General features: G+C 48.4%; 19 protein-coding genes. 18 read left to right on the top strand and 1 reads right to left on the bottom strand.

Features of this window, described 5'->3' with window-relative positions; translation table 11 throughout:
* The first annotated feature begins 8 nt into the window (after window positions 1–8).
* Window positions 9–317 carry a hypothetical protein gene (locus RHD99_RS08920; RefSeq protein WP_309878471.1) on the top strand — a complete coding sequence of 103 codons (309 nt, stop codon included), beginning with the start codon at window positions 9–11 and terminating at the stop codon, window positions 315–317.
* A 27-nt stretch (window positions 318–344) separates the two neighbouring features.
* Here the strand turns inward: RHD99_RS08920 and RHD99_RS08925 are convergent, their stop codons facing one another.
* On the bottom strand, window positions 345–3,224 hold the full coding sequence (locus RHD99_RS08925) for an autotransporter outer membrane beta-barrel domain-containing protein (RefSeq protein WP_309878472.1): 2,880 nt from the start codon (window positions 3,222–3,224) through the stop codon (window positions 345–347).
* Between the two features lie 619 nt (window positions 3,225–3,843).
* On the opposite strand from RHD99_RS08925, the gene tssB reads away from it, so the two are divergent.
* The 17 genes from tssB to RHD99_RS09010 all read left to right on the top strand — a co-directional run bounded on the left by tssB (window position 3,844) and on the right by RHD99_RS09010 (window position 24,515).
* The gene (gene tssB / locus RHD99_RS08930) at window positions 3,844–4,338 is read left to right on the top strand and encodes a type VI secretion system contractile sheath small subunit (RefSeq protein WP_183269713.1); all 495 of its coding nucleotides are present in this window, start codon (window positions 3,844–3,846) and stop codon (window positions 4,336–4,338) included.
* A 29-nt stretch (window positions 4,339–4,367) separates the two neighbouring features.
* Window positions 4,368–5,921: a type VI secretion system contractile sheath large subunit gene (gene tssC / locus RHD99_RS08935; RefSeq protein ID WP_183269712.1), complete on the top strand. Its 1,554-nt coding sequence runs from the start codon at window positions 4,368–4,370 to the stop codon at window positions 5,919–5,921.
* A gap of 12 nt (window positions 5,922–5,933) precedes the next feature.
* Window positions 5,934–7,271: a type VI secretion system baseplate subunit TssK gene (gene tssK, locus RHD99_RS08940; RefSeq protein ID WP_183269711.1), complete on the top strand. Its 1,338-nt coding sequence runs from the start codon at window positions 5,934–5,936 to the stop codon at window positions 7,269–7,271.
* Window positions 7,268–7,921: a type VI secretion system protein TssL, short form gene (gene tssL, locus RHD99_RS08945; RefSeq protein WP_309878473.1), complete on the top strand. Its 654-nt coding sequence runs from the start codon at window positions 7,268–7,270 to the stop codon at window positions 7,919–7,921. Before tssK ends, tssL begins: the two co-directional genes overlap by 4 nt.
* A gap of 3 nt (window positions 7,922–7,924) precedes the next feature.
* Window positions 7,925–9,661, top strand: a complete 1,737-nt coding sequence (locus RHD99_RS08950; RefSeq protein ID WP_309878474.1) for an OmpA family protein — start codon at window positions 7,925–7,927, stop codon at window positions 9,659–9,661.
* A gap of 2 nt (window positions 9,662–9,663) precedes the next feature.
* Complete coding sequence (locus RHD99_RS08955; protein WP_183269708.1) at window positions 9,664–10,155, top strand: Hcp family type VI secretion system effector; 492 nt, start codon at window positions 9,664–9,666, stop codon at window positions 10,153–10,155.
* A gap of 361 nt (window positions 10,156–10,516) precedes the next feature.
* Window positions 10,517–13,156, top strand: coding sequence for a type VI secretion system ATPase TssH (tssH, locus tag RHD99_RS08960; protein WP_309878475.1), 2,640 nt, complete (start codon window positions 10,517–10,519; stop codon window positions 13,154–13,156).
* An 84-nt stretch (window positions 13,157–13,240) separates the two neighbouring features.
* Window positions 13,241–13,693, top strand: coding sequence for an STM2901 family protein (locus tag RHD99_RS08965; protein WP_309878477.1), 453 nt, complete (start codon window positions 13,241–13,243; stop codon window positions 13,691–13,693).
* Window positions 13,693–14,013, top strand: a complete 321-nt coding sequence (locus RHD99_RS08970; RefSeq protein WP_309878478.1) for a DUF1493 family protein — start codon at window positions 13,693–13,695, stop codon at window positions 14,011–14,013. The genes RHD99_RS08965 and RHD99_RS08970 overlap by 1 nt, the downstream gene beginning before the upstream one ends.
* A gap of 102 nt (window positions 14,014–14,115) precedes the next feature.
* Window positions 14,116–16,647, top strand: coding sequence for a type VI secretion system Vgr family protein (locus tag RHD99_RS08975; RefSeq protein ID WP_309878479.1), 2,532 nt, complete (start codon window positions 14,116–14,118; stop codon window positions 16,645–16,647).
* A 14-nt stretch (window positions 16,648–16,661) separates the two neighbouring features.
* Window positions 16,662–19,001 (top strand): hypothetical protein, encoded by a 2,340-nt coding sequence (locus RHD99_RS08980; RefSeq protein ID WP_309878480.1) that lies wholly within the window; start codon window positions 16,662–16,664, stop codon window positions 18,999–19,001.
* Complete coding sequence (locus RHD99_RS08985; RefSeq protein WP_309878481.1) at window positions 18,998–19,960, top strand: formylglycine-generating enzyme family protein; 963 nt, start codon at window positions 18,998–19,000, stop codon at window positions 19,958–19,960. The genes RHD99_RS08980 and RHD99_RS08985 overlap by 4 nt, the downstream gene beginning before the upstream one ends.
* A 118-nt stretch (window positions 19,961–20,078) precedes the next feature.
* On the top strand, window positions 20,079–21,041 hold the full coding sequence (locus RHD99_RS08990; protein WP_309878482.1) for a formylglycine-generating enzyme family protein: 963 nt from the start codon (window positions 20,079–20,081) through the stop codon (window positions 21,039–21,041).
* A 118-nt stretch (window positions 21,042–21,159) separates the two neighbouring features.
* The gene (locus RHD99_RS08995; RefSeq protein WP_309878483.1) at window positions 21,160–22,128 is read left to right on the top strand and encodes a formylglycine-generating enzyme family protein; all 969 of its coding nucleotides are present in this window, start codon (window positions 21,160–21,162) and stop codon (window positions 22,126–22,128) included.
* A gap of 42 nt (window positions 22,129–22,170) precedes the next feature.
* Window positions 22,171–23,046: a hypothetical protein gene (locus RHD99_RS09000; RefSeq protein ID WP_309878484.1), complete on the top strand. Its 876-nt coding sequence runs from the start codon at window positions 22,171–22,173 to the stop codon at window positions 23,044–23,046.
* A 20-nt stretch (window positions 23,047–23,066) separates the two neighbouring features.
* On the top strand, window positions 23,067–23,324 hold the full coding sequence (locus RHD99_RS09005; protein ID WP_309878485.1) for a PAAR domain-containing protein: 258 nt from the start codon (window positions 23,067–23,069) through the stop codon (window positions 23,322–23,324).
* 63 nt (window positions 23,325–23,387) lie between these two features.
* Window positions 23,388–24,515, top strand: a complete 1,128-nt coding sequence (locus RHD99_RS09010; RefSeq protein WP_510183666.1) for a KPHS_23130 family T6SS system protein — start codon at window positions 23,388–23,390, stop codon at window positions 24,513–24,515.
* Window positions 24,516–24,532 lie beyond the last annotated feature (17 nt).

Below are 24,532 nucleotides of genomic sequence, written 5' to 3' on the forward strand. Positions count from 1 at the left end.
ATTCCTTTGTGTTGAATAAAAATATAATAAATAACGGCAAAAACTCAGAGTTATTAATTATAGATCACTGGAAGTCATTAATTCCTGGGCTTTTACAAGATTTAGTATTTTCCAGAATTTACTTGGAGGCTAGCTCTGGATTTAAAATGGCAACCAAAATGTCATTTTTAGTGAGCCTGGCAGGGTTACTACTTGCTCTGATTCGCAAAGGACAATATCAGCATTCGGCTATAGCGCGTTTATCGGCAGCGGACGATTTTGTCGATTGGCTGCCTGAAAAACAGGCAGCGCAATTTCTTCCGGTTCGCTGTTGTTAATGCGACAGGCCCATTAAGAATGAAAACTCAGAAGTTAATTCTGAATCCTACATTCCCGCCAATGGGAGATTTAATATTATTCCCGTCCACATACTGTGCTTCTGCATAGACTTTGGCATTGGGGGTCAGTTGAGCGGAAATCCCTGCCCCCACTTCTGTCCGATTGCCCGGTAACTCACTGTCAAGGCGATAACCGTTAACCCGGACAGAACTGTTGTTGTTACTGGCGGCAATATAAGACGCTGTTACATAAGGCTCGACCGGCATATTCATCAACTCAACGTTGCTGCCAATGCGGGCACCGACACGACCCTGAACAATATCCATATTGTCACCCTGAACAGACAGACCGTCATTCTGGGTATAGCTGGTACCTTCAACGTGTGTCACATAAATTTGGGTCTGCGGTTCAATGAACGTATGGCGACTCATTGCAAAACGCTTACCCGCTTCAACGCTTATCCCATACCCGTTGGTGCTGCCACTGCTTTTGATTCGTTCACCGACATTACTGTTAAACTGTGTATCGGTACCAAAGCGGTTATATTTCAGAATAGTATCGACGTAGAAGCCACTTTCATGGAAATACGTGGCATAAGCACCCAGCGTGGTGCTGTCAATATCACTGGATACCCCTTCATTAAAGTTCTGGCTGGAGCTGGTTTGCCCCACCAATCCGCCCAAATAGAGTGTACCGTTTGACAGAGTAATGGCTTTATCCGCACCAAGTTCCAGACCGCTGATATTCTGGTCAAAGTCACGGCTCGTACGGGTGGCGATGTTGTAGTTTCTGGTCACGCCGCGCGCCCAGACACCTGCATTCACACCCTCTTCCAGACGGAGTTCACCCATACGCTGAACGAGGGTGCCCATTTCTGCATCAGCCAGGACAGCCAGTGCCGCCTGGTTACCCACCGCTGCGTTAGCCCCTTTACTCAGGTTGTCAGGCTTAATGACAGGTGGTGTAATTGGGCCCGACGGGACTTCAGGATTGACTGGCGTTGCAGGTTCAACACCCGGATTTTCGGGGACAACATCCGGTGTTTCAGGGGAGACAGGGAGGGGCTCAATAAGAGAATCCAATGCCAGATTCCAGTTATTTGCGGATTTGACCAGGCCGTAACGGAATGCACCGGCATCAACATATCCCCCGGCCAGGGTAAATATTCCTTTTCCTCCGCCAGTGGTGACCAGGGTTAATTCACCCTCTGAGGTTTTAGGCTCATTACCGCTATCAGCAATCAGCAAACTGTGGTTGCCAGAGACATTACCTGTGATATTCAGCAGATCGCCTTTCAGGGCCGCGATATCGGTGCGCATCGCGAACTTACCATTTCCCTCCAGATTACCTGCAACAGTGAACGTTGTGCCGAGATTATCAGCGTCCGTTCCGATGGTTACCAGGCCGTTGTTATTTAAATCCGCCGTCAGCGTGTGACTTCCCTGCGTAACAATCAGATTACTGGTATCATCGATACTCATCACCGGAGTAAGCTGGACTTCTTGTTTACTCCCGGTATCAAAATTAAACCCAGTATATTTTCCCAGATCCAAATCTTTATTTAACGTAAATTGCGTACCTTCAATTAAATCAACCGTGGCAAAGGAATATATATCGGTGTTTTTTTGAGAAGAAAAAATTGCATTTTTAAACACAAGGGAGTTGATCTCTCCGGGAGTGTTACCGTCATCTTTATATCTATTTCCACTGATCGTTCCCGATACTGAAGACGACCCTTCAATAGTGATTTGATCATCGCCATCTTCACCAAAAATAACCTGAGTGGATGAGTTTTTAAACGTTATATTATCATCGCCAGGTCCACCATCAATATGATAATCAATTCTGGAGTCACTGACATCAATAACATCATCACCATATCCCGCACTAATACCTGCACCGATATCGGAATTTTTAACTACAATATTATCATTGCCACCAATAATAATAGTATCATCACCGAGGTTCGTTATGTAATCATCTATTATCCAGAAGACTGTTGAGTTTGATACTAATAATGAGGTAGTTCCCAGGTCAATCACACCAACCTTCATCGTTGGATTATAGTCAGCATCTCTTCCATCTGCGGAGATATTGCTGAAACTTACATTATTAATTTGGGCTCCATCCATAATTTTTATATTATTATTGCCGGTATGTATAGCACTTACATAACCATTTGATGATGTAGAGGTTAATTGTATGTCGACACCATAAACGTTGGGCCTGGAGTATTCATCCTGCGAGCCGTGTATTTCAATATTGTTGCCACCCATATTGATTTGTCCGCCGTCGGAACCAGAATATGCAACATAGCTTCCTCTCAAACTTCCAAGCGTTGAATTTCTAATATGAATATTATTTGTTGCAGTAGTGATGTCGCCTGCCGCACCACGTATAACATTACCATATACTGTGGCGGAACCGGTTATATTATCAAGAGTGATATTGTACCCTCCTGAAGTGATGCTGTCATTGAAGCCGAAGGTCGGAATAGCCGCATTTTTATCGTATATAAAACCCGCGATCTCACCATGTTCTATGTTATTATTTTTTAAAGTAATGCTCGCGCCTTCTGTTACAATATTGACAGGATTTTCACCAGGGATAATAAGGTCGGCTGCAATAACACGGTGCTGAGTTAAATCAATATTTGCTGTGATGTCATTATATACTGGATGCCATTCAGATGAGTTCGATGTATATTGATTTCCTGCCCAAACACCACCGTAATAGTTTTCAACATTCATTTCCCCAACTTCCAGTTCAGCCGCAAACGCCGTTCCTGCTACAGGCAGTAGTGTCGCGCAAACAACTCCGACCTGGACTCCGCCTTTAGCGAGTTCAGAAGCTGCTGATTTTATTTTAGTTATGTGATTATATACAACCTTAAACACTTTATTCATTTCAAATCCTATGAAAAATAATTTAAAAAAACTTATAAATTGTAAAAGGTTAGTCTGAGAGGGGCATTTAAATAGGTGTTTTCAATAATCAAAATTCATATCTGAAGGGGAGGGGGGTAAATATCGAGTCGAATCGATACATCTCACGCTGTGCATGGCGCTATTAATAATGAGCAGCGAAAAACAACATTGAGCAAACTACAGAAATGACCATCATCATTTGATGAAGACCTTGCACAGCAAAAATTGATGGTAGAAATGAATCCATGCAAAGATATTTTTGTAGTGAATGTAATTATTTGCATAACTACGTTTAATATTTTTTGTGATATTGATGATGGCGGATAATTACAATTAATTTCTCATGTCGTACAAAGTAAAAAATCATTTAATTTCAACTTGTTATGTTTGGTTTGTTTTTCTGGTTATCACTTTTAGTTATGTTTTTGTGGGTGGGCGAGAATTCTTAAAATACTCATTTTTAAAATGAGGCTATTACATTTTCCATTTTTCAATGATACTTTCTCTGAAACTTCCCGTCCGTTTTAGTGCTTTACATTCCTGAAGTGAGCGAATGACGCTCACCGTATTCTATCGCCCTTCATAAGGATCTAATGACGTGTCAAATTCCTTTCAGAATGAAATTCCAAAAGCGCGTGTAAATATTAAACTCGATGTGCATACCGGTGGCGCACAAAAGAAAGTGGAATTACCCCTGAAGCTGGTGGTGATGGGGGATTACAGTAACGGTAAAGAAAATCGCCCCCTGTCTGAACGTGAAAAGATTAATATCAACAAAAATAACTTTAACAGCGTACTGACCGAATTCTCGCCTTCCGTCAATCTCACTGTAGAAAATACCCTCGCCGGTGACGGTTCTGAAGAGAACATCAAACTTGCTTTCAGTGAAATGAAAGATTTTGAACCTGAACAGGTGGCCCGCCAAATTCCACAACTGCGCGCCATGCTCGCGATGCGCAACCTGTTGCGCGACCTCAAATCCAACCTGCTTGATAACGTCACTTTCCGCAAAGAGCTCGAAAGTATCCTGAAAGACCCGTCTCTCAGCGATGAGTTGCGTGACGAACTGAATGCCCTGGCGCCGAAGGCGTAACTCCTCTTTTAACGGATTAATGCGAGATAATGCTTATGTCAGTCAATAACGAAAACGCCTCTTCTGCCACCGGCCAGACCACCGTGCTTGAGCATGCACAACCTGGCGGCGTGTATGCTTCTCTGTTCAGTAAAATCAACCTGACCCCAGTGTCTGCCCTTAACGATCTGAACGATTATCAGGATACCGCGGCCCTGGCCGATGTCACTGCCGATCAGCGCGTGAGCGCGGCAATCCAGGTCTTTATGGCTCGCCTGAAAGAGTCCGGGCAGACCGTTGAGCGCCTGGACAAAACTCTGCTGGATCACCACATCGCCCAGCTTGATCATCAGATTTCCCGCCAGCTTGACGCTGTTATGCATCACGAAGCCTTCCAGAAAGTGGAATCCGCGTGGCGTGGCCTGAAACACCTGGTGGACCGCACTGATTTCCGCCAGAACGTGAAAATTGAAGTGCTGGATGTCTCCAAAGACGATCTGCGCCAGGACTTCGAAGACTCCCCTGAAATCATCCAGAGCGGCCTGTATGCGCACACCTACATTGCCGAATATGACACGCCGGGTGGTGAGCCGATTGGTTCGGTTATTTCCAACTACGAGTTCGATGCATCCGCTCAGGACGTGGCATTGCTGCGTAACATCTCCAAAGTGTCTGCGGCGGCACACATGCCGTTTATCGGTTCAGTCGGCCCGAAATTCTTCCTGAAAGACTCGATGGAAGAAGTCGCCGCCATTAAAGATATCGGTAACTACTTTGACCGCGCCGAGTACATCAAGTGGAAATCCTTCCGCGATACCGATGACTCCCGCTATATCGGCCTGACCATGCCACGCGTACTGGGTCGCCTGCCGTATGGCCCGGACACGGTACCGGTGCGCAGCTTCAACTATGTGGAAGAAGTCAAAGGCCCGGACCACGAAAAATACCTGTGGACCAACGCATCATTCGCCTTTGCCGCCAATATGGTACGCAGCTTCATCAATAACGGCTGGTGTGTGCAAATCCGTGGCCCACAGGCCGGTGGTGCAGTGCAGGACCTGCCTATCCATCTGTATGACCTCGGCACCGGCAACCAGGTGAAAATCCCGAGTGAGGTGATGATCCCGGAAACCCGCGAGTTTGAATTCGCCAATCTCGGTTTCATTCCATTGTCGTACTACAAAAACCGCGACTACTCCTGCTTCTTCTCTGCCAACTCTGCGCAGAAACCCGCGCTGTACGACACCGCCGATGCGACCGCTAACAGTCGTATCAACGCTCGTCTGCCGTACATCTTCCTGCTGTCGCGCATCGCCCATTACCTGAAACTCATTCAGCGTGAAAACATCGGCACCACCAAAGATCGCCGTTTGCTTGAGCTGGAGCTAAACACCTGGGTACGCACGCTGGTCACCGAAATGACCGATCCGGGCGACGATCTGCAGGCATCTCACCCATTGCGCGATGCGAAGGTTCTGGTGGAAGACATCGAAGACAACCCGGGTTTCTTCCGCGTGAAACTGTATGCCGTTCCGCACTTCCAGGTGGAAGGCATGGACGTCAACCTGTCGCTGGTTTCGCAGATGCCGAAGGCGAAGGCGTAACCGGGAGACGGAATGAAAATCTATCGTCCGTTATGGACTGACGGGGCCTTTCTGGCCCCGCAACAATTTCAGCAACAGGCCCGCTGGGATGCCTATATGGCAGACGGCGTGGCTCATATGGCGCTGGCAAATCCGTGGGGCGTCATTGATGCCGCCTTTGACAACGGGTCGTTGGCGCTTTCGCGTCTCAATGCCCTGCGTCTGATTGTCCGCTTTCAGGACGGTACGCAGATTGATACTGAACTGGCTGATAACCTGCCGCCCGCCTGTGACCTGTCCACAGTCACTGACCGTGAAAGCGTGGATATCGTGCTGGCACTGCCACTGTTATCCGCCAACGGCGGCAATCTCGACGATGGTCAGGACAGTGAGCGCCCGCGCCGCTGGCAGCAGCAATGGCACACGGTGCAGGAGCTGGCCGGGCATGAGCGTACAGAACTGGCAGTGATGCACCACGCCATCACCCTGCGGTTTGCCCATCAGGAAAACGCGGCATATCTGACCTGTCCGGTGGTGCGTCTGATACGCAGCGCCCAGGGCCAGTGGATGCAGGATGCGAACTTCATTCCGCCAATGCTTTCACTTGCGGCCAGCCCGTTGGTGCTGAGTGAACTCGGCGATCTGCTGCACCGTCTGCAGGCCCGCCGTCGTCGCCTGATGGCTATGCGCCGGGAAAGCAACGAGCGCATGGCGGATTTTGCCGTCGCCGATGTGTCGCTGTTCTGGCTACTCAATGCGTTAAACAGCATTGAGCCGGTACTGACAGAGCTGATTCAGGCCCCATCGCGCCATCCGGAGCTGTTCTACCGCGAGCTGGTCCGTCTGGCGGGCAGCCTGCTGACCTTCTCACTTGAGCATAAAGCGGAGGATATCCCGCTGTATCAGCATGACGCGCCGGAACGGGTCTTCCCGCCGCTGTTTACCTTGCTGGATAAACTGCTCGAAGCGAGCCTGCCGTCACGCATGGTGGCGATTGATCTCAAACAGGATGGTCAGTTCTGGACCGGCTCGCTGCACGATGCTCGCCTGCGTGAAGGGGCGGACTTCTATCTCTCGGTCCGTTCGTCATTGCCGAATCACTTACTGCAGACCCAGTTCCCGCTGCTGTGCAAGGCGGGCAGCTTCGAGGCGGTTTCCGATGTGGTGAACGTCGCGCTCAGTGGTGTTGCGATGAAACCACTGTCTCACGTGCCAGCGGCTATACCACTACGCCTTGAGAACCAGTACTTCGCCCTCGATCTGAACAGCCCGGATGCGAAGGCAATGCTGGAGGCGGGTAACTGTGCCTTCTATACGCCGGGCACGTTGGGTGAGGTGAAACTCGAACTGTTTGCGGTGCTGCGCTCATGAGCAAAATAAATCCTTCACTGATTGATGAAATCTTTTACCCCTGCTGGCTGATGGTCAGCCAGTTGCGTAATGGTCAGGAAATTACCGACGGGGAGGCGCTGTATCGCCAGGCCTGTGGCTGGATGGACCGCGCGCGTGAAGCATTAACGCGGGCCGGATTCAGCGAGGCGAGCTGCGACCACATGCTTTACACCCAGTGTGCGCTGCTGGATGAAAGCGTGATGAACCGTCAGAAACAAGACAGCGGCTACAGTAAATGGCTCAAAGACCCACTGCAGGCGCGTTACTTCAACACGCTAAACGCTGGCGAGGAGTTGTGGGAGCGTATTCGTACCGTGTTGCAGGAGCCTGCACCGGATACTGCGGTGCTGACCTGTTTTTACCGGGCGCTGACGCTGGGCTTTGTCGGTCGGTATCGCGAACAGGGGGATGAGCGTCGCGAAGATGTGGTTCGCAAGCTCAGTCAGCTGGTTCCTCTGTTCACCCAGACCCTGGAGACACCGGTGGTTTCGCGTTCTTCACGGCTGCGCGCCGGGCGTAAAACGTACTGGTTTTCCTGGGTGCTGGGTGCTGCCATCCTGGTTGCGCTGTGGTTTTTGCTATCGACCATGCTTGCAAATATGGTGTCACACCTGACAGGGACGCACTGACGGATGCGCGGAATTACACAGTTAATACTGCTGCTCCTTGGGGCTTTCCTGGCGCTGTGGCTGATTATCGGCTTCTGGCCGTTGGGCACCGCCAGCCGTGTGACGCTCAGCATCATGGTGCTGCTGGTTTGCGGAGCGGTGGGGTATTTTCACTGGCGTCGTGACAGTCGCAACAAAATCGCCCATGCGCACATTGCGGATGCGAACCTGCCGCCGGAGGACTTTCAGGGTGCTGTGGTGCTGGTCTGTGGCGACAGTGCACCGTTGTTTTCCGGTGGCACGCCGTTCCGTGAAACCCGTCAGGGCTGGTATCTGCCCGTTGCATTGCCGGAGCAGCTTCCACTGCTGGCACAGCATCTGGCCGCTGAACGCCCGGCACTGGTGGCACAGATTTCCGTGCTGCTGGCGGTCATCCCGGAACAGCATCAGGACAAGGACGATTTCACCCAGAAACTGCGCGCCTGGCATCGCGCCATCGTGCAGTGCAAAAGCGGGCTGTCGGGTATTCCTCCGGTCTGGATAAGCACCTGGCTTTCACCGCCGCGGCAATCCGATGCGCAGGTTGAGCGCTGGTATACGGTCACGCCAGGCCTTACGGGCATCCAGGTGCGTGAAACCGGCGCGGGCGTGATGCCGCTGACGGAATGGGGTCGCGAACTGAATGCCGGCAACGATCTTGAGCGGCTGAGCTGTGTGTTCTGGATGGAGAGCCTGCTGACCTGGTGTGATACCCACATTCGCGACGTCATCAGCAAGCGGCAGGGCGATTTACCGGCTCTGACGCCGTGCGTCTGGGGGAGTTGTTTTACTCCCGTCACGGGCAGTCGCGATAACCTCTGGCAGGCCCATGTCGCGGGTATCACTACGCTGCAACCAACCCTTATTCGTACCCAGGAATGTCTGCCATTACCGGATGTGTTGCTGCCGTATCTGCCCCGTCGTCGTGGTGTATCGCGTCTGATGCAAACCTGGCAACTGGCAGGACTGATATGTGGTCTGTTCTTGCTGTTTGCCATGCTGGCGTCGTTCATCAATAACCAACGCCTGATTCAAAGCGTGGGTGACCACCTCGCACTCTATAACCGTCTGACGGGCACACCTCCGGCGCCTAAAGTCCAGGCGCAACAACAACTGCGCAGTGATGCAGATTTACTGGACGGCTGGCTACGTAGCGGCGCGCCGATGCGCCTGTCGCTCGGCTTGTATCAGGGGATGCGTCTGATTGCACCGCTGCAAAGTGCCATCAACAGCTGGTCGCCACCCCCTCCGCCGCCACCGGTCATCAAAAAAATTATCCAGGGACCGAAAACCATCCGTCTGGACAGCCTGTCGCTGTTTGATACGGGCAAATATCTGCTGAAAAACGGCTCCACCAAGGTGTTGATTAATGCGCTGGTCGGCATTAAGGCCAAACCCGGCTGGTTGATTGTGGTGGCAGGGCATACCGACGATACGGGTGACGATAAATCCAATCAGATTCTGTCGCTCAAACGTGCGGAATCGGTGCGGGACTGGATGCGCGATACGGGTGATGTACCGGAAAGCTGCTTTGCCGTACAGGGCTATGGTGAAAGCCGCCCATTGAAATCCAATGACACGGAAGTGGGCCGCGCGGCCAACCGTCGTGTCGAAATCAGTCTGGTACCGCAGGCAAATGCTTGCCTGCTACCAGGCGCAAAAATGGCCTCACCGGATCCAACGGAAGATGGTGATGCCCCAACTGAAGAAATGGAGAACTAACCATGGCAATTCCTGTTTATCTGTGGCTGAAAGACGACGGCGGTGCGGACATTAAAGGTTCTGTAGACGTTAAAGACCGCGAAGGCAGCATCGAAGTGGTGGCGCAGGAGCACAACCTTTATATCCCGACTGACAACAACACCGGCAAGCTGACAGGCACCCGTATTCATACGCCGTTCCTGTTCACCAAGGAAATCGACTCCTCCAGCCCGTATCTGTACAAAGCGGTGACCACCGGTCAGACCCTGAAATCCGCTGAATTCAAGTGGTACAAAATCAACGACGCGGGCCAGGAAGTTGAATATTTCAATACCAAACTGGAAAACGTGAAGCTGGTGAAAGTGGCACCAGAAATGTACGACATCAAAGATCCGGCGAAAGAGAAACACAATCACCTTGAGCGCATTGAACTGCGCTACGAAAAAATCACCTGGACTTACAAAGACGGCAACATCATTCATTCCGATTCCTGGAACGAACGTACTACTGCCTAAGTTACTCGTCATATTCCGCGCTGTAGCGGCGTTGGCTGCAGCACGGACTATTTAGGGTAAAGGTTTGATGCGGACAGGACTGTCTGTCCGCAGTTTTTGTTTTCTGAGTCGTTTAAAAAATCAGACGGCTGAGCAAACAAAATCCCTTACAGCCTTCCGACCTTATGCGCTTTGGTATACAGCGATGGGCGGTAGCGTGTCTGAAACTCTGAATACGAGGGCTCTAAATAATTCGGTCTGCAGGAAGGCGGCAAGTTTGTAAATCCCCAGGAGCTTACTTTAGTAAGTGACTGGGGTGAGCAAATGCAGCCAACGCACCTGCAGGCCGAAGTATGACGAGCGTTAAAAAGGAACAACGTCTATGGAACACCAGTCCGCTGTACTACTTCGCCGCTTAAATCCATATTGCGCCCGCGCGCTGGAAGCTGCTGCCACGCTGTGTCAGACCCGTGCGCATGCCGAAATCACCATCGAACACTGGCTGCTGAAACTCCTCGAACTGGGTGAGGGCGACATCACCGTACTGGCGCGTCGCTACGAATGGGACATGGACAGTTTGTGGCAAAGCCTGCTGGAACACCTCGATGCGCTGCCGCGTTCCGTGTCGACTCGTCCGCAACTGGCGACAGACCTTGAAGCGCTGATGAAAGGCGCGTGGCTGGCGGCGTCTTTGCAGGATGACAACCAGACCATCCGTAGCGTGCACCTGCTCGAAGCGCTGATTGCCAAACCGAAACTGCTGCGCTGCGAAGGGTTATGGCCACTGTTCTCCTTAAACGAAACGCAGATTAACCGCCTGAAACCGCTGCTGGATGCGCAGTCGGATGAACGCCCGGAGCTGCAACAGCAGGAAAGCCTGAGTCAGACGCCTTCCACGTTGGGTGAATCACCACGCGAGGCCAGTGTTTCCGGCAACACCCTGAGCGAAGTCTTACAGGCGGCACTCGACAAATTCACCCTCGATGTCACCGCCAAAGCGAAAGCGGGTAGCATTGACCCGGTATTCGGTCGCGACAATGAAATCCGTCAGATGGTGGATATTCTCTCAAGACGTCGCAAGAACAACCCGATTCTGGTGGGCGAGCCGGGTGTCGGCAAAACTGCACTGGTCGAAGGCCTGGCGCTGCGCATTGCCGAAGGCAACGTGCCGGACAGCCTCAAAACCGTCAGCCTGCGCACTCTCGACCTGGGCCTGTTGCAGGCGGGTGCGGGCGTGAAGGGCGAGTTTGAACAGCGCCTGAAAAACGTCATCGACGCGGTACAGAACTCCCCGACGCCCGTATTACTGTTTATCGACGAAGCGCATACCATCATCGGTGCAGGAAACCAGGCGGGTGGGGCGGATGCCGCTAACCTGCTCAAACCCGCGCTGGCCCGTGGCGAACTGCGCACCATCGCGGCCACCACGTGGAGCGAATACAAACAGTACTTTGAGCGCGATGCTGCGTTAGAACGCCGCTTCCAGATTGTGAAAGTCGACGAACCGGACGACGAAATGGCCTGCCTGATGCTGCGCGGCCTGAAGTCCCGCTACGCCCAGCACCACGGCGTGCACATCACTGACGAAGCGGTGAAAGCGGCGGTCAGCCTGTCACGCCGCTACATCACCGGCCGCCAGTTGCCGGACAAAGCGGTCGATCTGCTCGACACTGCCTCTGCTCGCGTGCGCATGAGCCTCGACACCCTGCCGGAAGCGCTCACACAGCTGAAAGCACAAATCAGTGCGCAGGAAATGGAAGAACAGGCGCTGCTGGAAGATATTGCACTGGGAAGCAAAACCCACGGCGAACGTATTGAGCAGATTGAACAGCAGTGCGCCACGCTGGAAGAACAACTCGCCGCCCTGGAAACTCAGTACCACGCCGAGAAAGCGCTGACGCAACAACTGCTGGACGTGCGTCAGGACATCAGCCGTCAGGAAGAAATCAACAGCCTGCAACAACAACTCAGCGACCTGCAACACAACAATCCGCTGCTCTCACTCGATGTGGACGTGCGCACCGTCGCCAACGTGATTGCAGACTGGACCGGCGTGCCGCTGACCAGCCTGCTGAAAGATGAACAAACCGATTTATTGATGCTGGAAAACCATCTCGCCACCCGCGTCGTGGGCCAGGACCACGCGCTTGTCGACATGGCCCAGCGTCTGCGTGCCGCCAAAACGGGTCTCACGTCAGAGAACGGCCCGCTGGGTGTGTTCCTGCTGGTTGGCCCGAGCGGCGTGGGTAAAACAGAAACCGCGCTGGCACTGGCCGACAGCCTGTTCGGCGGCGAAAAATCCCTCATCACCATTAACCTGTCCGAATACCAGGAAGCGCACACCGTTTCCCAGCTCAAGGGTTCCCCGCCAGGCTACGTCGGTTACGGCCAGGGCGGCATTCTGACCGAAGCGGTACGCAAACGTCCGTACAGCGTGGTGCTGCTCGATGAAGTGGAAAAAGCCCACCGCGACGTGATTAACCTGTTCTACCAGGTGTTCGACCGTGGCTTTATGCGTGATGGCGAAGGGCGTGAAATCGACTTCCGTAACACTGTCATTCTGATGACCGCTAACCTCGGCTCCGACCACATCATGCAGATGCTGGACGAACAACCGGAAGCGACCGACGGCGATTTACAGGAACTGCTGCGCCCGATCCTGCGTGATCACTTCCAGCCCGCGCTGCTGGCCCGCTTCCAGACGCTGATTTATCGTCCGCTGAACGCCATCGCCCTGCGTACCATCGTCGAGATGAAACTCGCCCAGGTGGCAAAACGCCTGAACCGCCATTACGGCCTGCAGACCACTATCGAAGAAAGCCTCTATGACACGCTGGTTGCCGCCTGCCTGCTACCGGACACCGGCGCGCGCAACATCGACAGCCTGCTTAACCAGCAGATTTTGCCGGTACTGAGCCAGCAGTTGTTGCAGCGTAAAGCCGGGCAGCAAAAGACGACCTCACTGGCGCTGGGCTGGGATGAAGAGGACGGGATTGTGCTGGAGTTTGACGCCGAGATGTAGTGGTTTAACGCCAGCGGCTGCGTATGACTTCAAATGCAGCCTGCTATATCCGTTCATTGAATCAGAACCTGGAAAGTGACATCGATGGATACAGTTGAAGAGCTTAACGGCACCTATTTTTTTAATGGCTTAAATAATCTGACCGCATATGAGTTGCTGTTTTGGATTCTGGTGGATGAAACAGAAAAGCAATTGGGCATCAAGGATATTATTGGTGTCGCTTCATTGATCCTTGGTAATAATAGTATTCATATTCCGGGCAAGCCCCTGACGGCAACACCTGGCACATCGCATGCATCACTTTTTTTCCGCAAACATCTCAGTTATAAATTTAAGAAACGTATTCTGCCAACGCTGACAAAAAAGTCTTTTTCATTACGCGGCGTTAAAGTTTTCTGGGTTAATAATTTGGGGGCGTTTGCCGGCCGGGCGGTTCCTGTTTTAGGCTGGGTTATACTGGCCTATGACGTCACCATGATAAGTTTCAATACCGTCAGCAGATATAACACTATTGCACGGCCGGAGGATAAATTCTGATGCATGCAGCGATCGAAGATAACGTCAGGATTTTTATAAAAAATGAGCTACCGCTGGTGACCAGCCTGATGATGAAAAAAATTGATATCGACGATAACGCGCCTTTACAGGATCTGCATGAGGCCGATGATGTTGCAGAAATGGCAGAAAAGTTTTTTACCTTTTTTAAGGTTAATCCGGCTGGATTCTCTCTCAGCAGTTATTATCCCTGGAAGGTTAAATCCGTCTTTTCACGCAAAGCTGTCAATCAACATAAAATACCATTAACCATTGAAATGTTTATTGCGTCGGCAAAGGCCGGGCACTGGTTATATAGCTAAATCGAGAACATTCATTCCCTTCTCAATAAACCTGACTGTCATTAGCTGGCTATGGTGTGTGCACAACCATGGAGAGCCGGTTATTACCACGGAGTAACATTCATGAGCCTTCCTGATACGTTGCAAAATACATTGTCAGCCATTACGGGAAACACCCTTAATCGCTACCGTCTGGATATTCCTTCTTGCTCGTCCCTTCTTGATGTTGAGGATTTTGCGGGCACGGAAACCATGAGTGAGCTGTATTGCTACACCATTCATTTTACCAGCCCGGATAAGGACATTGATGCCAGCCAGTTGTTGCGTAAATCGGCCAGCCTGACAATGGGTACGGGTTTGTTGCAGAGTCTGACAGAACAAAAAGTGGTTCACGGGGTGGTGACAAATTTTGAGCGGATTAGTAGCTCAAAAGATCAGTCTCTGTATCAGATAACGCTGTCACCTTTCCTGGCATTACTGAATAACCAGTTCCGAACTCACCGTTTTTTCGTGAATAAATCTGTGCCAGATGTCGTGAAGCAGATTCTTGATGAGCATGGCCTTAAGGGCTGGGAATATGAGTTTACCCTTAAGCAGACCTATCCGAGACGCGAACAGATAAACCAGTATCAGGAAAGTGATCTGGCGTTTATTCAGCGCCTGCTTTCCGAGGTGGGGATCTTCTATTTCTTCACCCTGCAACCCGACACCCAGACTGAAGTGGTTCATTTTGGCGATAAACAAAGTGCGTATCAATTCGGCAAAACGCTTCCACTGAACAGCCCATCGGGCATGAGCGACAGCGGCGCTGAATCAGTCTGGGGGCTGAATGTGCAGCACAATGTCGTTGAGGCAGCCGTGACCGCCAAAGACTACAACTATCGTGAAGCCCAGAAAGTCCTGCAGTCCGCCAAAGCCGATGTGACTAGTGGTGACGGCGATAGCGTGAACTATGGTGAAGTTTATCACTACAAACCCCGCCACCTGGACACTGGCGCTAAAATCGACCCGGCGGCCGAGACCGGTAACTTTGTGGCCCGTCTGGATCATGAGCGCTTTTTATCGAATCAGACACTTATTGTCGGTTCTGCGAATGATGCAACCCTCAGTCCGGGCCAGGTATTAACGATCACGGAAACGGCCATCGTGCCGACATTACCTGCCGCTCTGAATAATGGTGTGATCATCACTGGAACGTTTTTCAGTGCCAGCCGCAAGAATGCATTAGTGGTGGACTGGATGGCTATCCCCTTCAGTGAAACCCTGTGCTGGCGTCCGGCACTCAAGCCACGTCCAAAAGTCAGTGGCACTATGATGGCGCGCGTCACCAGCGCGAAAGCCAATGATATCTACGCCTGGCAGGATGCCTCCGGCCTGTATCGGGTGAAATTTGATGCCGACCAGGACGACAAAGCGCAGGGCCAGGAAAGTATGCCGGTGCGCCTCGCCAAACCTTACGGCGGCGACGTTTACGGTATCCACTTCCCGCTGATCCAGGGCACGGAAGTGGCGATCGCCTTCCACGACGGCGACCCGGACCGCCCGTATATCGCCCATGCGTTGCACGACTCGCGTCACGTTGACCATGTGACGGAAAAGAACAACACGCGCAACGTGATACGCACACCTGCGCTGAACAAGATTCGCCTGGAAGATAAGCGCGGTGAAGAGCACATCAAGCTCAGCACCGAGTACGGCGGCAAAACCCAGCTCAATCTTGGGCACAATGTGGACGCTTCCAGGGGGATGAGGGGTGAAGGAGCTGAGCTCAGAACGGATAAATGGGTGTCCATTCGTGGTGGCGCTGGGGTATTTATTACCGCCGATAAGCAGGCCCAGGCGGGTGGACAAATGCTGAGTATGGGGGCTGCGTTGGCACAACTGCAGGAAGCTCTTCAGTTGGTTACATCGCTTGCGCAGAGTGCGCAGGTTTCAGGAACACTGAAAGCAGATATCAGCTCACAGCAAGATTTGAACACTGCTATTGATCAGCTAAAAGATGCAGGATTGATTGCCAGTGCTCCAGCTGGGATAGCTATGGTAACACCTAAAAATATTCAGTTCTCGGCAGGACATACAATGACAGCAACTGCAGGCGAAAATCTGGATATGAGCATCCTCAAGAGGCTGACTGTTGCAGCAGGTGAAGCCATTAGTTTATTTGCCCAGAAGATGGGGATGAAAATATTTGCTGCCCGAGGAGCTATAGACATTCAGGCTCAGACCGATGCGATGCGGATTCAGTCTGATAAAACAATGAATATCAACAGTGTTAGCGACGAAATAGTTCTGAATGCAGCAAAGGGAATCACGCTGACTAGCACTGGAGGAGCATATATAAAAATTAAAGATGGCTCAATTGAAATTGGAGCTCCTGGTAAAATTGACTTAAAAAGTGCAAATATTCTTTGGGGGGGAAGCGCCTCACTTGAGAAAGCGCTGGAGCCTGCGTCGGTGAGTGACCCCGTGTATCATAATACAATGAATGGTGGATTCAGGGTGGTGGATAAAAGTGACGGACAGCCTAAATCCAATATTCCTTATAGAATAGAAACCCCCGACGGGAACGTTATTCGTGGCGTAACCGATGAGAACGGAATTACGGAGTCGCATTATGGACTCGATCCGGCATCTATCAAGCTGTTTTTTGAATAAAAAGGATTGAGTATATGAGCGAGCAAAACAATCAGACTCCGGTAGCACAAAATACGTTAAACAAAAAAGACCAAAACACCGTTGATGTATATCATGCTTCATGTCAGTGTTATTTCAGAATAGAGACTCTTGACGTTGTGCTTTTGTCTGAAAGTGATGCGCGAAGTTTCGATGACAAAATGAACAAACTCAGTATGTTGGTGGAGAAGTTGCATCAGGCTAAAAAGGATTATTCTGCTGCCATTGAAGCTTATGGTAAAAAACAGTCTGATATTGAAAATAAAAATGAGTTAATTAAGTATAAAGAAGCCATCGCAAAATCAGAAGAAACTCTTGATAAAGCAACAAAGTCTCTTCAACAAGAGATTGGGGAGTTCGACGTACAAAAGGGCTATAACCCTGTTGTTGAATTGATTCCGCTTGAACCTTTGAAGAAAGGTGTCTATGGGCGGTTCTATTCTTATATAAAACTCGCTGATTATGATGATTTCCAAAAAAGCGGGAAGTTAAATATTATAAGCTTAAAGAATTTTGGTGGCGAAGATATTTATAAAAAAGATTCAGAAGACAATGTCACAGGCATAGACATCAAAGTATTATCGGACAAGATTAAAAAAGCGCAAAAGTCCATTAAAGAGATGATGGATAAAAAAACTAAAGCTGGCGCCAGTATTGATTATGAAACCACACTTACAGACTGGGCTTCTGCATGGAATAAAGAATATACAGGATATAGTCAGGAAGGTAATTATATTGATGTTTCAGCCGCTGCTCAGTTTTTACGTTTTTCATCAAATGCGGCATACCAGGCTTCATGGGACCCGGATAAAAAATCAGCGTCAATAAAAGGAGTAGCAAAAGCCGAACTTGCTATTTTTACCGGAAAAGTTGACGCATCTATTTATGTGCCAGACAGAATTGGTTGGCGACTTAAATTTATTATTAATGATGAGAATAAAGAAGCCAACCTTGGAATGCTACGGACAAAAATAGATACAGGCTTAACAGGCTATGCTGGCGCATCAGCTCAGATCGAAGGCAATCTGCAATTTGTTGCCAGTGATGGGCAACAAAAAATTATGGGCCTTCGGGAACCAGCTTCCCGGTTTGAAGAGCGTCAAAAGGGGGTTGTTGTTCAAACAGAAGGTGCTCCACCAGAAGTTGCCCGCGTCAAAGCAGAGTTATTTGCAGGTGTTAAAGCCGGTGGTAAGGTGGGTGGTGCATTGCAGTGGTTGAAACCGTTCAACTCCCTGGTTGAAATATTACCTGGATTGCTTAAGGCTTTAGGAGGAGATACGCAAGTGCTGGAGCAGGCCATTGCAATCCAGAAAAGCAAAGAAGATAAATCTCATCTTGGGGAGTTTACGGATTTTGCATCATTATCCTTAGGTGGTGAGGTTCAGCTAGGAGTTGGTTTTTCGGGGGATTATCAGTTTGTTTTTGAAAAGGGGCGATTCAAGTTCCATGCTGCTGGCGGGTTATGCCTCGGACCTGGCGCAAAAGGGGATGTACAAGGCGAGATTACCCCTAAAATGTTTAAAGAGTTCGCTATCTGGGCTGTTTATCAGCTCTATGGCATAGATTTTAAACACTTCAAAATCATCGCGAAAGATGCTTTTATGGCTTTGTCCTATATTCTAGTTATGGGAGGAGAAGAGGTGTATACCAGTTATTTTGGTAACGTAGCGGCTGAATATGACACTGTGTTTGATGATTTTAAAGAATTTATGTCTACACAAATGCAAACATTATTAAAAGCAAAATCAGATTCAGAAAATAGAGATAATTTTGCCTTGATTCTAGATCGAGACCCTGGCGCTGTATATTATTTTTCCCCGGAGGGAAAAGGTGCGGCTCTTTATATATTAACAGGTGATGGTGCTTATGATCGTATTGATTATGAGAACCAGGGGGATGGCTTCTTGCCAGACACCAACCATTACAGAAAAAAAGCAATTCTGACGATATTATCTAGCATTCAGACACAGAGGGAATGGCGGAAGGTTTTAACCCGGATGACGCCGGATGGCACTGCCGTTTTATCAGCAAAGGCCTCTGAATATGCAGAATTAAAAGTAGTGAAAGAGAGTGAAAATGTTCTCAGAAAAACATTGCAAATTGGATTTTCGCAGGATAAAGAACTGAATATACTCATAGATAAACTGGCATTACGCAACTTCAATGAGGTATATGACCGGCTTAAAAAAAATCCAGCATTTGGATATCCGTTCTCTCCTAATTGCAGCAAGCAGTACTTTTTACATTGTGACGATAGCCCATTCTATTCATCATTGTGTTATTTTGTCCCAGAAGACCCTACGATTAAAAATAGACTGGAATCTACCGAGAAATGAATAAAATAATCATCCCTGCATTTGTACTAATTTTAAGTGGTTGTGACAACACCAGTGCGGATACCGTGAACTTGACACCACAGAAAAAAAAAGAGTTGCAGCTTTTTATTCAAAAAGCAAAGTCGGAGCAGATTTTTGTTCAGGGTGGCACATTCTGGATGGGGGATTTTTGTTCAAAGATGAATAACGGAGGACCATTTTGTACTTCGGATAAGGACAATAAGCCTGCCCATGAGGTTGAATTAAGTAATTACTCTATTTCGAAATTTAAAATAACGCATGAGAATTACGGATTTTATCTTGATATCACAGGGCAACCTAAGCAACATTTTGATAAAGAATGGAGAAATAAAACACTTGCTGATATGACATTTTTAAAAAATAGCCCTGCAATTATCTCATGGACTGAAGCCACTAATTATTGTGAATGGCTGAAAAAAGAGACCGATCTGCCATTCGCTTTACCGACAGAAGCACAGTGGGAATATGCAGCACGCAACCGTGGTCAGTATGCCACAATAGCAACAGATGATGGCACGTTACGAATTAACAAAAAAACGGGCAAAGGTGAAAATTTTGCAACCGATGAAGATCGTGATGAAATAGCAGAACCGAATGGGCTAAACCCACCATTAGTTCATTTTTCTGTGGAAAAATATCCGCCATCTCCTCTTGGTTTGTACAATATGGCAGATAACGGAAGGGAATGGGTCATCGACTGGTATGATCCTGATTATTATGCAAAATCGACTGATAAGGACCCACAGGGACCGGACAAGCCGATAGTGAAAGATAAAACGAAAGATCAGTACTGGAAAGTTTTACGGGGAGGGAATCGCCCTGCACCGGGGTTCCCATCAGGTTTAACTATAACGCGTTATTATCAAGTAAAAGATCCTGATGCTCCTCTGGGGACAACGGCCCGTTGCGTAGTGAATTCTCCAACTCAAATCCCGTGATGTTACAGGCAGTGTGAGAGCACTGCCATTATTGTATTGAATACTTCATTATACGTTTCATCGAACTATTTTTCACCTGAACATGTTTAATAAAAAATAAACTGGAATCTACCGAGAAATGAATAAAATAATCATCCCTGCATTTGTATTAATTTTAAGTGGTTGTGACAATACCAGTGCAGATACCGTGGACTTGACTCCGCAGAAAAAAAAAGAGTTACAGCTTTTTATTCAAAAAGAAAAATCGGAGCAGATTTTTGTTCAGGGTGGCACGTTCTGGATGGGGGATTTTTGTTCAAAGATGCGCAATGATGGCCCATATTGCACATCGGATAAAAACAATAAACCGGTCCATAAGGTCGAATTAAGTAGTTACTCAATCTCAAAATTTAAAATAACACATGAAAATTATGAATTTTATCTTTCATTAAATGGGTTGCCAGCACAAAAATATGATAATAAATATACGAATAAGTCACTTTCAGATATGACATTTTTGGATAATAGTCCTGCTGTAATCTCATGGACTGAAGCCAGTAATTATTGTGCATGGCTGAAAAAAGAGACCGGCCTGTCATTCGCTTTACCTACAGAAGCACAATGGGAATATGCAGCACGCAACCGCGGTCAGTATGTCACAATCGCAACTGATGATGGCACATTACGAATTGACAAAAAAACGGGAAAAGGCGAAAACTTTGCGACCGATGAAGATCGCGATGAAATAGCTGAACCAAATGGTATTTTGTCCCCTCTCCTGAGATTCCAGGTTGATAAATACCCGCCATCACCACTGGGCCTGTACAATATGGCTGATAATGGGAAGGAGTGGGTTATCGACTGGTATGATCCCGATTACTATACAAAATCACCAGGGAAGGATCCTCAGGGGCCGGACAAACCGGTAGTAAAAGACAAAACGGAAGATCAGTACTGGAAAGTTTTGCGCGGTGCGTCTAACCCTGTACCGGGGTTCCCATCAGGTTTAACTATAACGCGTTATTATCAAGTAAAAGATCCTGATGGTCCTGTGGGGACAACGGCCCGTTGCGTAGTGAATTCTCCAACTCAAATCCCGTGATGTTACAGGCAGTGTGAGAGCACTGCCATTATTGTATTGAATACTTCATTATACGTTTCATCGAACTATTTTTCACCTGAACATGTTTAATAAAAAATAGACTGGAATCTACCGAGAAATGAATAAAATAATCATCCCTGCATTTATATTAATTTTAAGTGGTTGTGATAATACCAGTGCAGATACCGTGGACTTGACTTCTCAGCAAAAAAAAGAGTTGCAGCTTTTTATTCAAAAAGCAAAGTCGGAGCAGATTTTTGTTCAGGGCGGCACGTTCTGGATGGGGGATTTTTGCTCAAAGATGCGTAGTGGAGGATCATTTTGCACTTCGGATAAGAACAATAAACCGGATCATAAGGTTGAATTAAGTAGTTACTCTATTTCGAAGTTTAAAATAACGCATGAGAATTACAGTTTTTATCTTGATATTACTGGGAAACCTAAGCAGAATTTTGATAATAAGCTTAGAAATAAAACATTATCAGATATGACTTTTCTACAAAATAGCCCTGCAATCATCTCATGGACTGAAGCCAGTAATTATTGTACATGGTTGAAAAAAGAAACAGGGTTACCTTTTAGCTTACCGACAGAAGCTCAGTGGGAATATGCGGCACGTAATCGAGGTCAATATGTTACAATTGCAACAGATGACGGCACATTACGGGTTAATAGTAAAACATATAAAGGTGAAAATTTTGCAACGGACGAAGATCGGGATGAGGTAGCAGAACCGAATGGGTTAAACCCGCCACTCGTTCGTTTTCCTGTGGAGAAATATCCGGCATCACCTCTGGGTTTGTATAATATGGCCGATAATGGGAAGGAGTGGGTCGTAGACTGGTATGATCCAGATTATTATGTAAAATCACCTATGAAGGATCCTCAAGGGCCGGACAAACCGGTAGTGAAAGATAAAACTAAAGGTCAATACTGGAAAGTGCTACGAGGCGCTTCTAACCCCGTTCCGGGATTTCCATCAGGGTTAACAATTACTCGCTATTATAAGATAAAAGATCCAGACGGTCCTTTAGGCACCACTGCCCGTTGCGTTATCAATTCTGCTGAGCCTATAAAAAACCAATAAAACAACACTGCCCCTCCTTCCCCAATCAAAGGATATGAATCGATGCAACAAAACTCAACCTTCAGCCCTGCTAATGCCGTAAGTATTGAAACACTAAAACAACGGCTATTGAGTATGAACGATGCAAATGAGCACCCTTTTATATTGCAGAAAGATGGCAACGATATAATCGCATCCTGGAATATTGTTGATGCTAAGTGGCTCGAGGTTTTTGGCGCTGGCGGATTAAAAAAGCAATTCGAGCTAAGGCTGATTTTTGATGATGAGACTAAAACCGTTAAATACAAAGAGAAATCCAGCGACCTTGAATGGGACGCCAATACTAAAATATTTAAATTTAAGAAATCAGTTCAATATGGCAAGCGCCTGGAGTTCGATTCGGGTGCATCCTGGGGCATGAAAGAAAACGGGACTTTTGGAAAAATATACAGCTATAAGTTCAACTCAACCGAAATAACTGATCCAGTCTTTGGTGTCATAAATGAATGTGGCTGGAATATTAATTTATCGGTTCTGGATAAAAAAACCTCCCGTAAAGCCATTCTTTGTATAGTCATACCTCTTGTAGTGATTGCCTTTATTTCTCTTGGCGCGCTGCTATTTTCTTCTGTGAGCGGAGTAAAAGATGCTGCCCGCGCGGAGGTTGATCTGCTTCGTAGCGGAAGTATTACCGAAGCATATCGGGATAGTTCATCTGAATTGCAATCCAGAATCAGTAATTCAGATTTTGAACGGGTTATTCAATCGGAGAAATACTCTGATATCGAAGATTACAGTTTTAATAACATTTCGATTAAAAATGAACAGGCCAGGCTTGAAGGTTCCGCGACTTATAGGGATGGCTCAGAGAGGGATATTGCTGTCCTGATGATTAAAGAGAACGGCAAGTGGAAGTTTTCTTCTATAAAGCTATTTTAATTTTTTTATGGAGCATTTATATGCTGGGTGTAATTCGAATCGGCGATAAAACCACCCATGGTGGTACTGTTATTGAAGCCAGTAGTGGTCTGAAATTTATGGGGATAGAAGTTGCCTGCCTGATGGACAAAGTGTCATGTCCTGCTCATGGAAAGACGTATATAGCCGAAGGTGATGAAGGATCCAAATTTAATGGCCGTCCTGTTGCATTACACGGGCACCGTTGTGGCTGTGGCTGCACGCTCATTACTTCTCTGCCAAATGCCGGGAAGGGTTAATTTATGCCGGTTGAGTTGAGAAAAATACCAGAAACAGAGGTTTTACCTGAGCCGCCAGTGAAAATGCGTTGGGTTATTTTCATTATCGTGTGCATTTTTGCAGGCTTCGTTCTGACGCTTTATTTATGGCCAAAGGAGATGTCCACTCATACTCTCTGGTTCTGGATGTGTGCTTTGCTTATCCCGGCAGGGACAGGGGTTGTCAGTTATGCGCTCCGCTTGCGGCATTATGAGCAACAATGGGAACGCGTTTCATACTGGAACCAGCTACACCAGGAAAAAGAAGCAGAGATGGTGGCGCTTGGACAGCAGGCCCTGGGTCTGCTGGGCATGGCATATGTCACACCTGTAGCCAGTAATAAACTGGCTTCGGCATTAATGCAGGGTGCGTCTTCGCTGCAGACATCCTATCTCCCAGGGCGTACATCCATTCTGACAATGGCGCAGATTCAGCCCCCAGCCACCCTCTGGAATATTACCGAATACACTATGCGGCTGGAAACACACCTGCGGTCAGTGTTGGGTATGCTTGGACCGGAGCTGGAGCAATATGCAACGGGCGAACCCGTGAGTGTACGAATTCGTCACGACAGAATGCTGGATGATGCTCAGTTTCTGGATCTCTGGCAACGCGTTTTCCCCGAACGCTATACGACATCACAGATGATGTCCGGACAACAGGATGATGGCCTGATGTGGCTTGATACCTGGCTAGATGAACAAAATTCTTCACTGTTACTTTCACTTGAGGTGAATCTGTTTGGCGAAGGGCGTGATCATCAGGCGGAGTCTGTTTCTGCATTATTGCTGGCATCACCTGCATGGTTAAGCCGTAAAAAAGTGGCTCCAGCCAATTGGATACACCGTCCAGTTGCCGTTTCGATGGCAAAAGAAGCTCTGGAAGATGTGGTCCGCTGGGGCAGTCTTTCGGCTGAGGAAAAGTATTTTATCTGGCGAACTCAATTACCCGTCGCTCCACAAACTGAAATGCTCCAGGCAATGGATGCCACAAACTTCTCCTTTGATAAAGATCGTGAGCACCAGCTCGACAGCTCTTTCGGCAAGCCGGCTGCAGCAGTCGGACATATTGCCCTGATTTGTGCCTGTGATCATGCCATCTGCACCCAGCAACCGCAGTGGATTATGTTGCAGGATAAAACCCCTCAATGGGCTATTGTGCGCCCGGCGTAATTCCGCGTTAAGGAACA

Source organism: Buttiauxella selenatireducens (assembly GCF_031432975.1).
GTDB lineage: Bacteria > Pseudomonadota > Gammaproteobacteria > Enterobacterales > Enterobacteriaceae > Buttiauxella > Buttiauxella selenatireducens.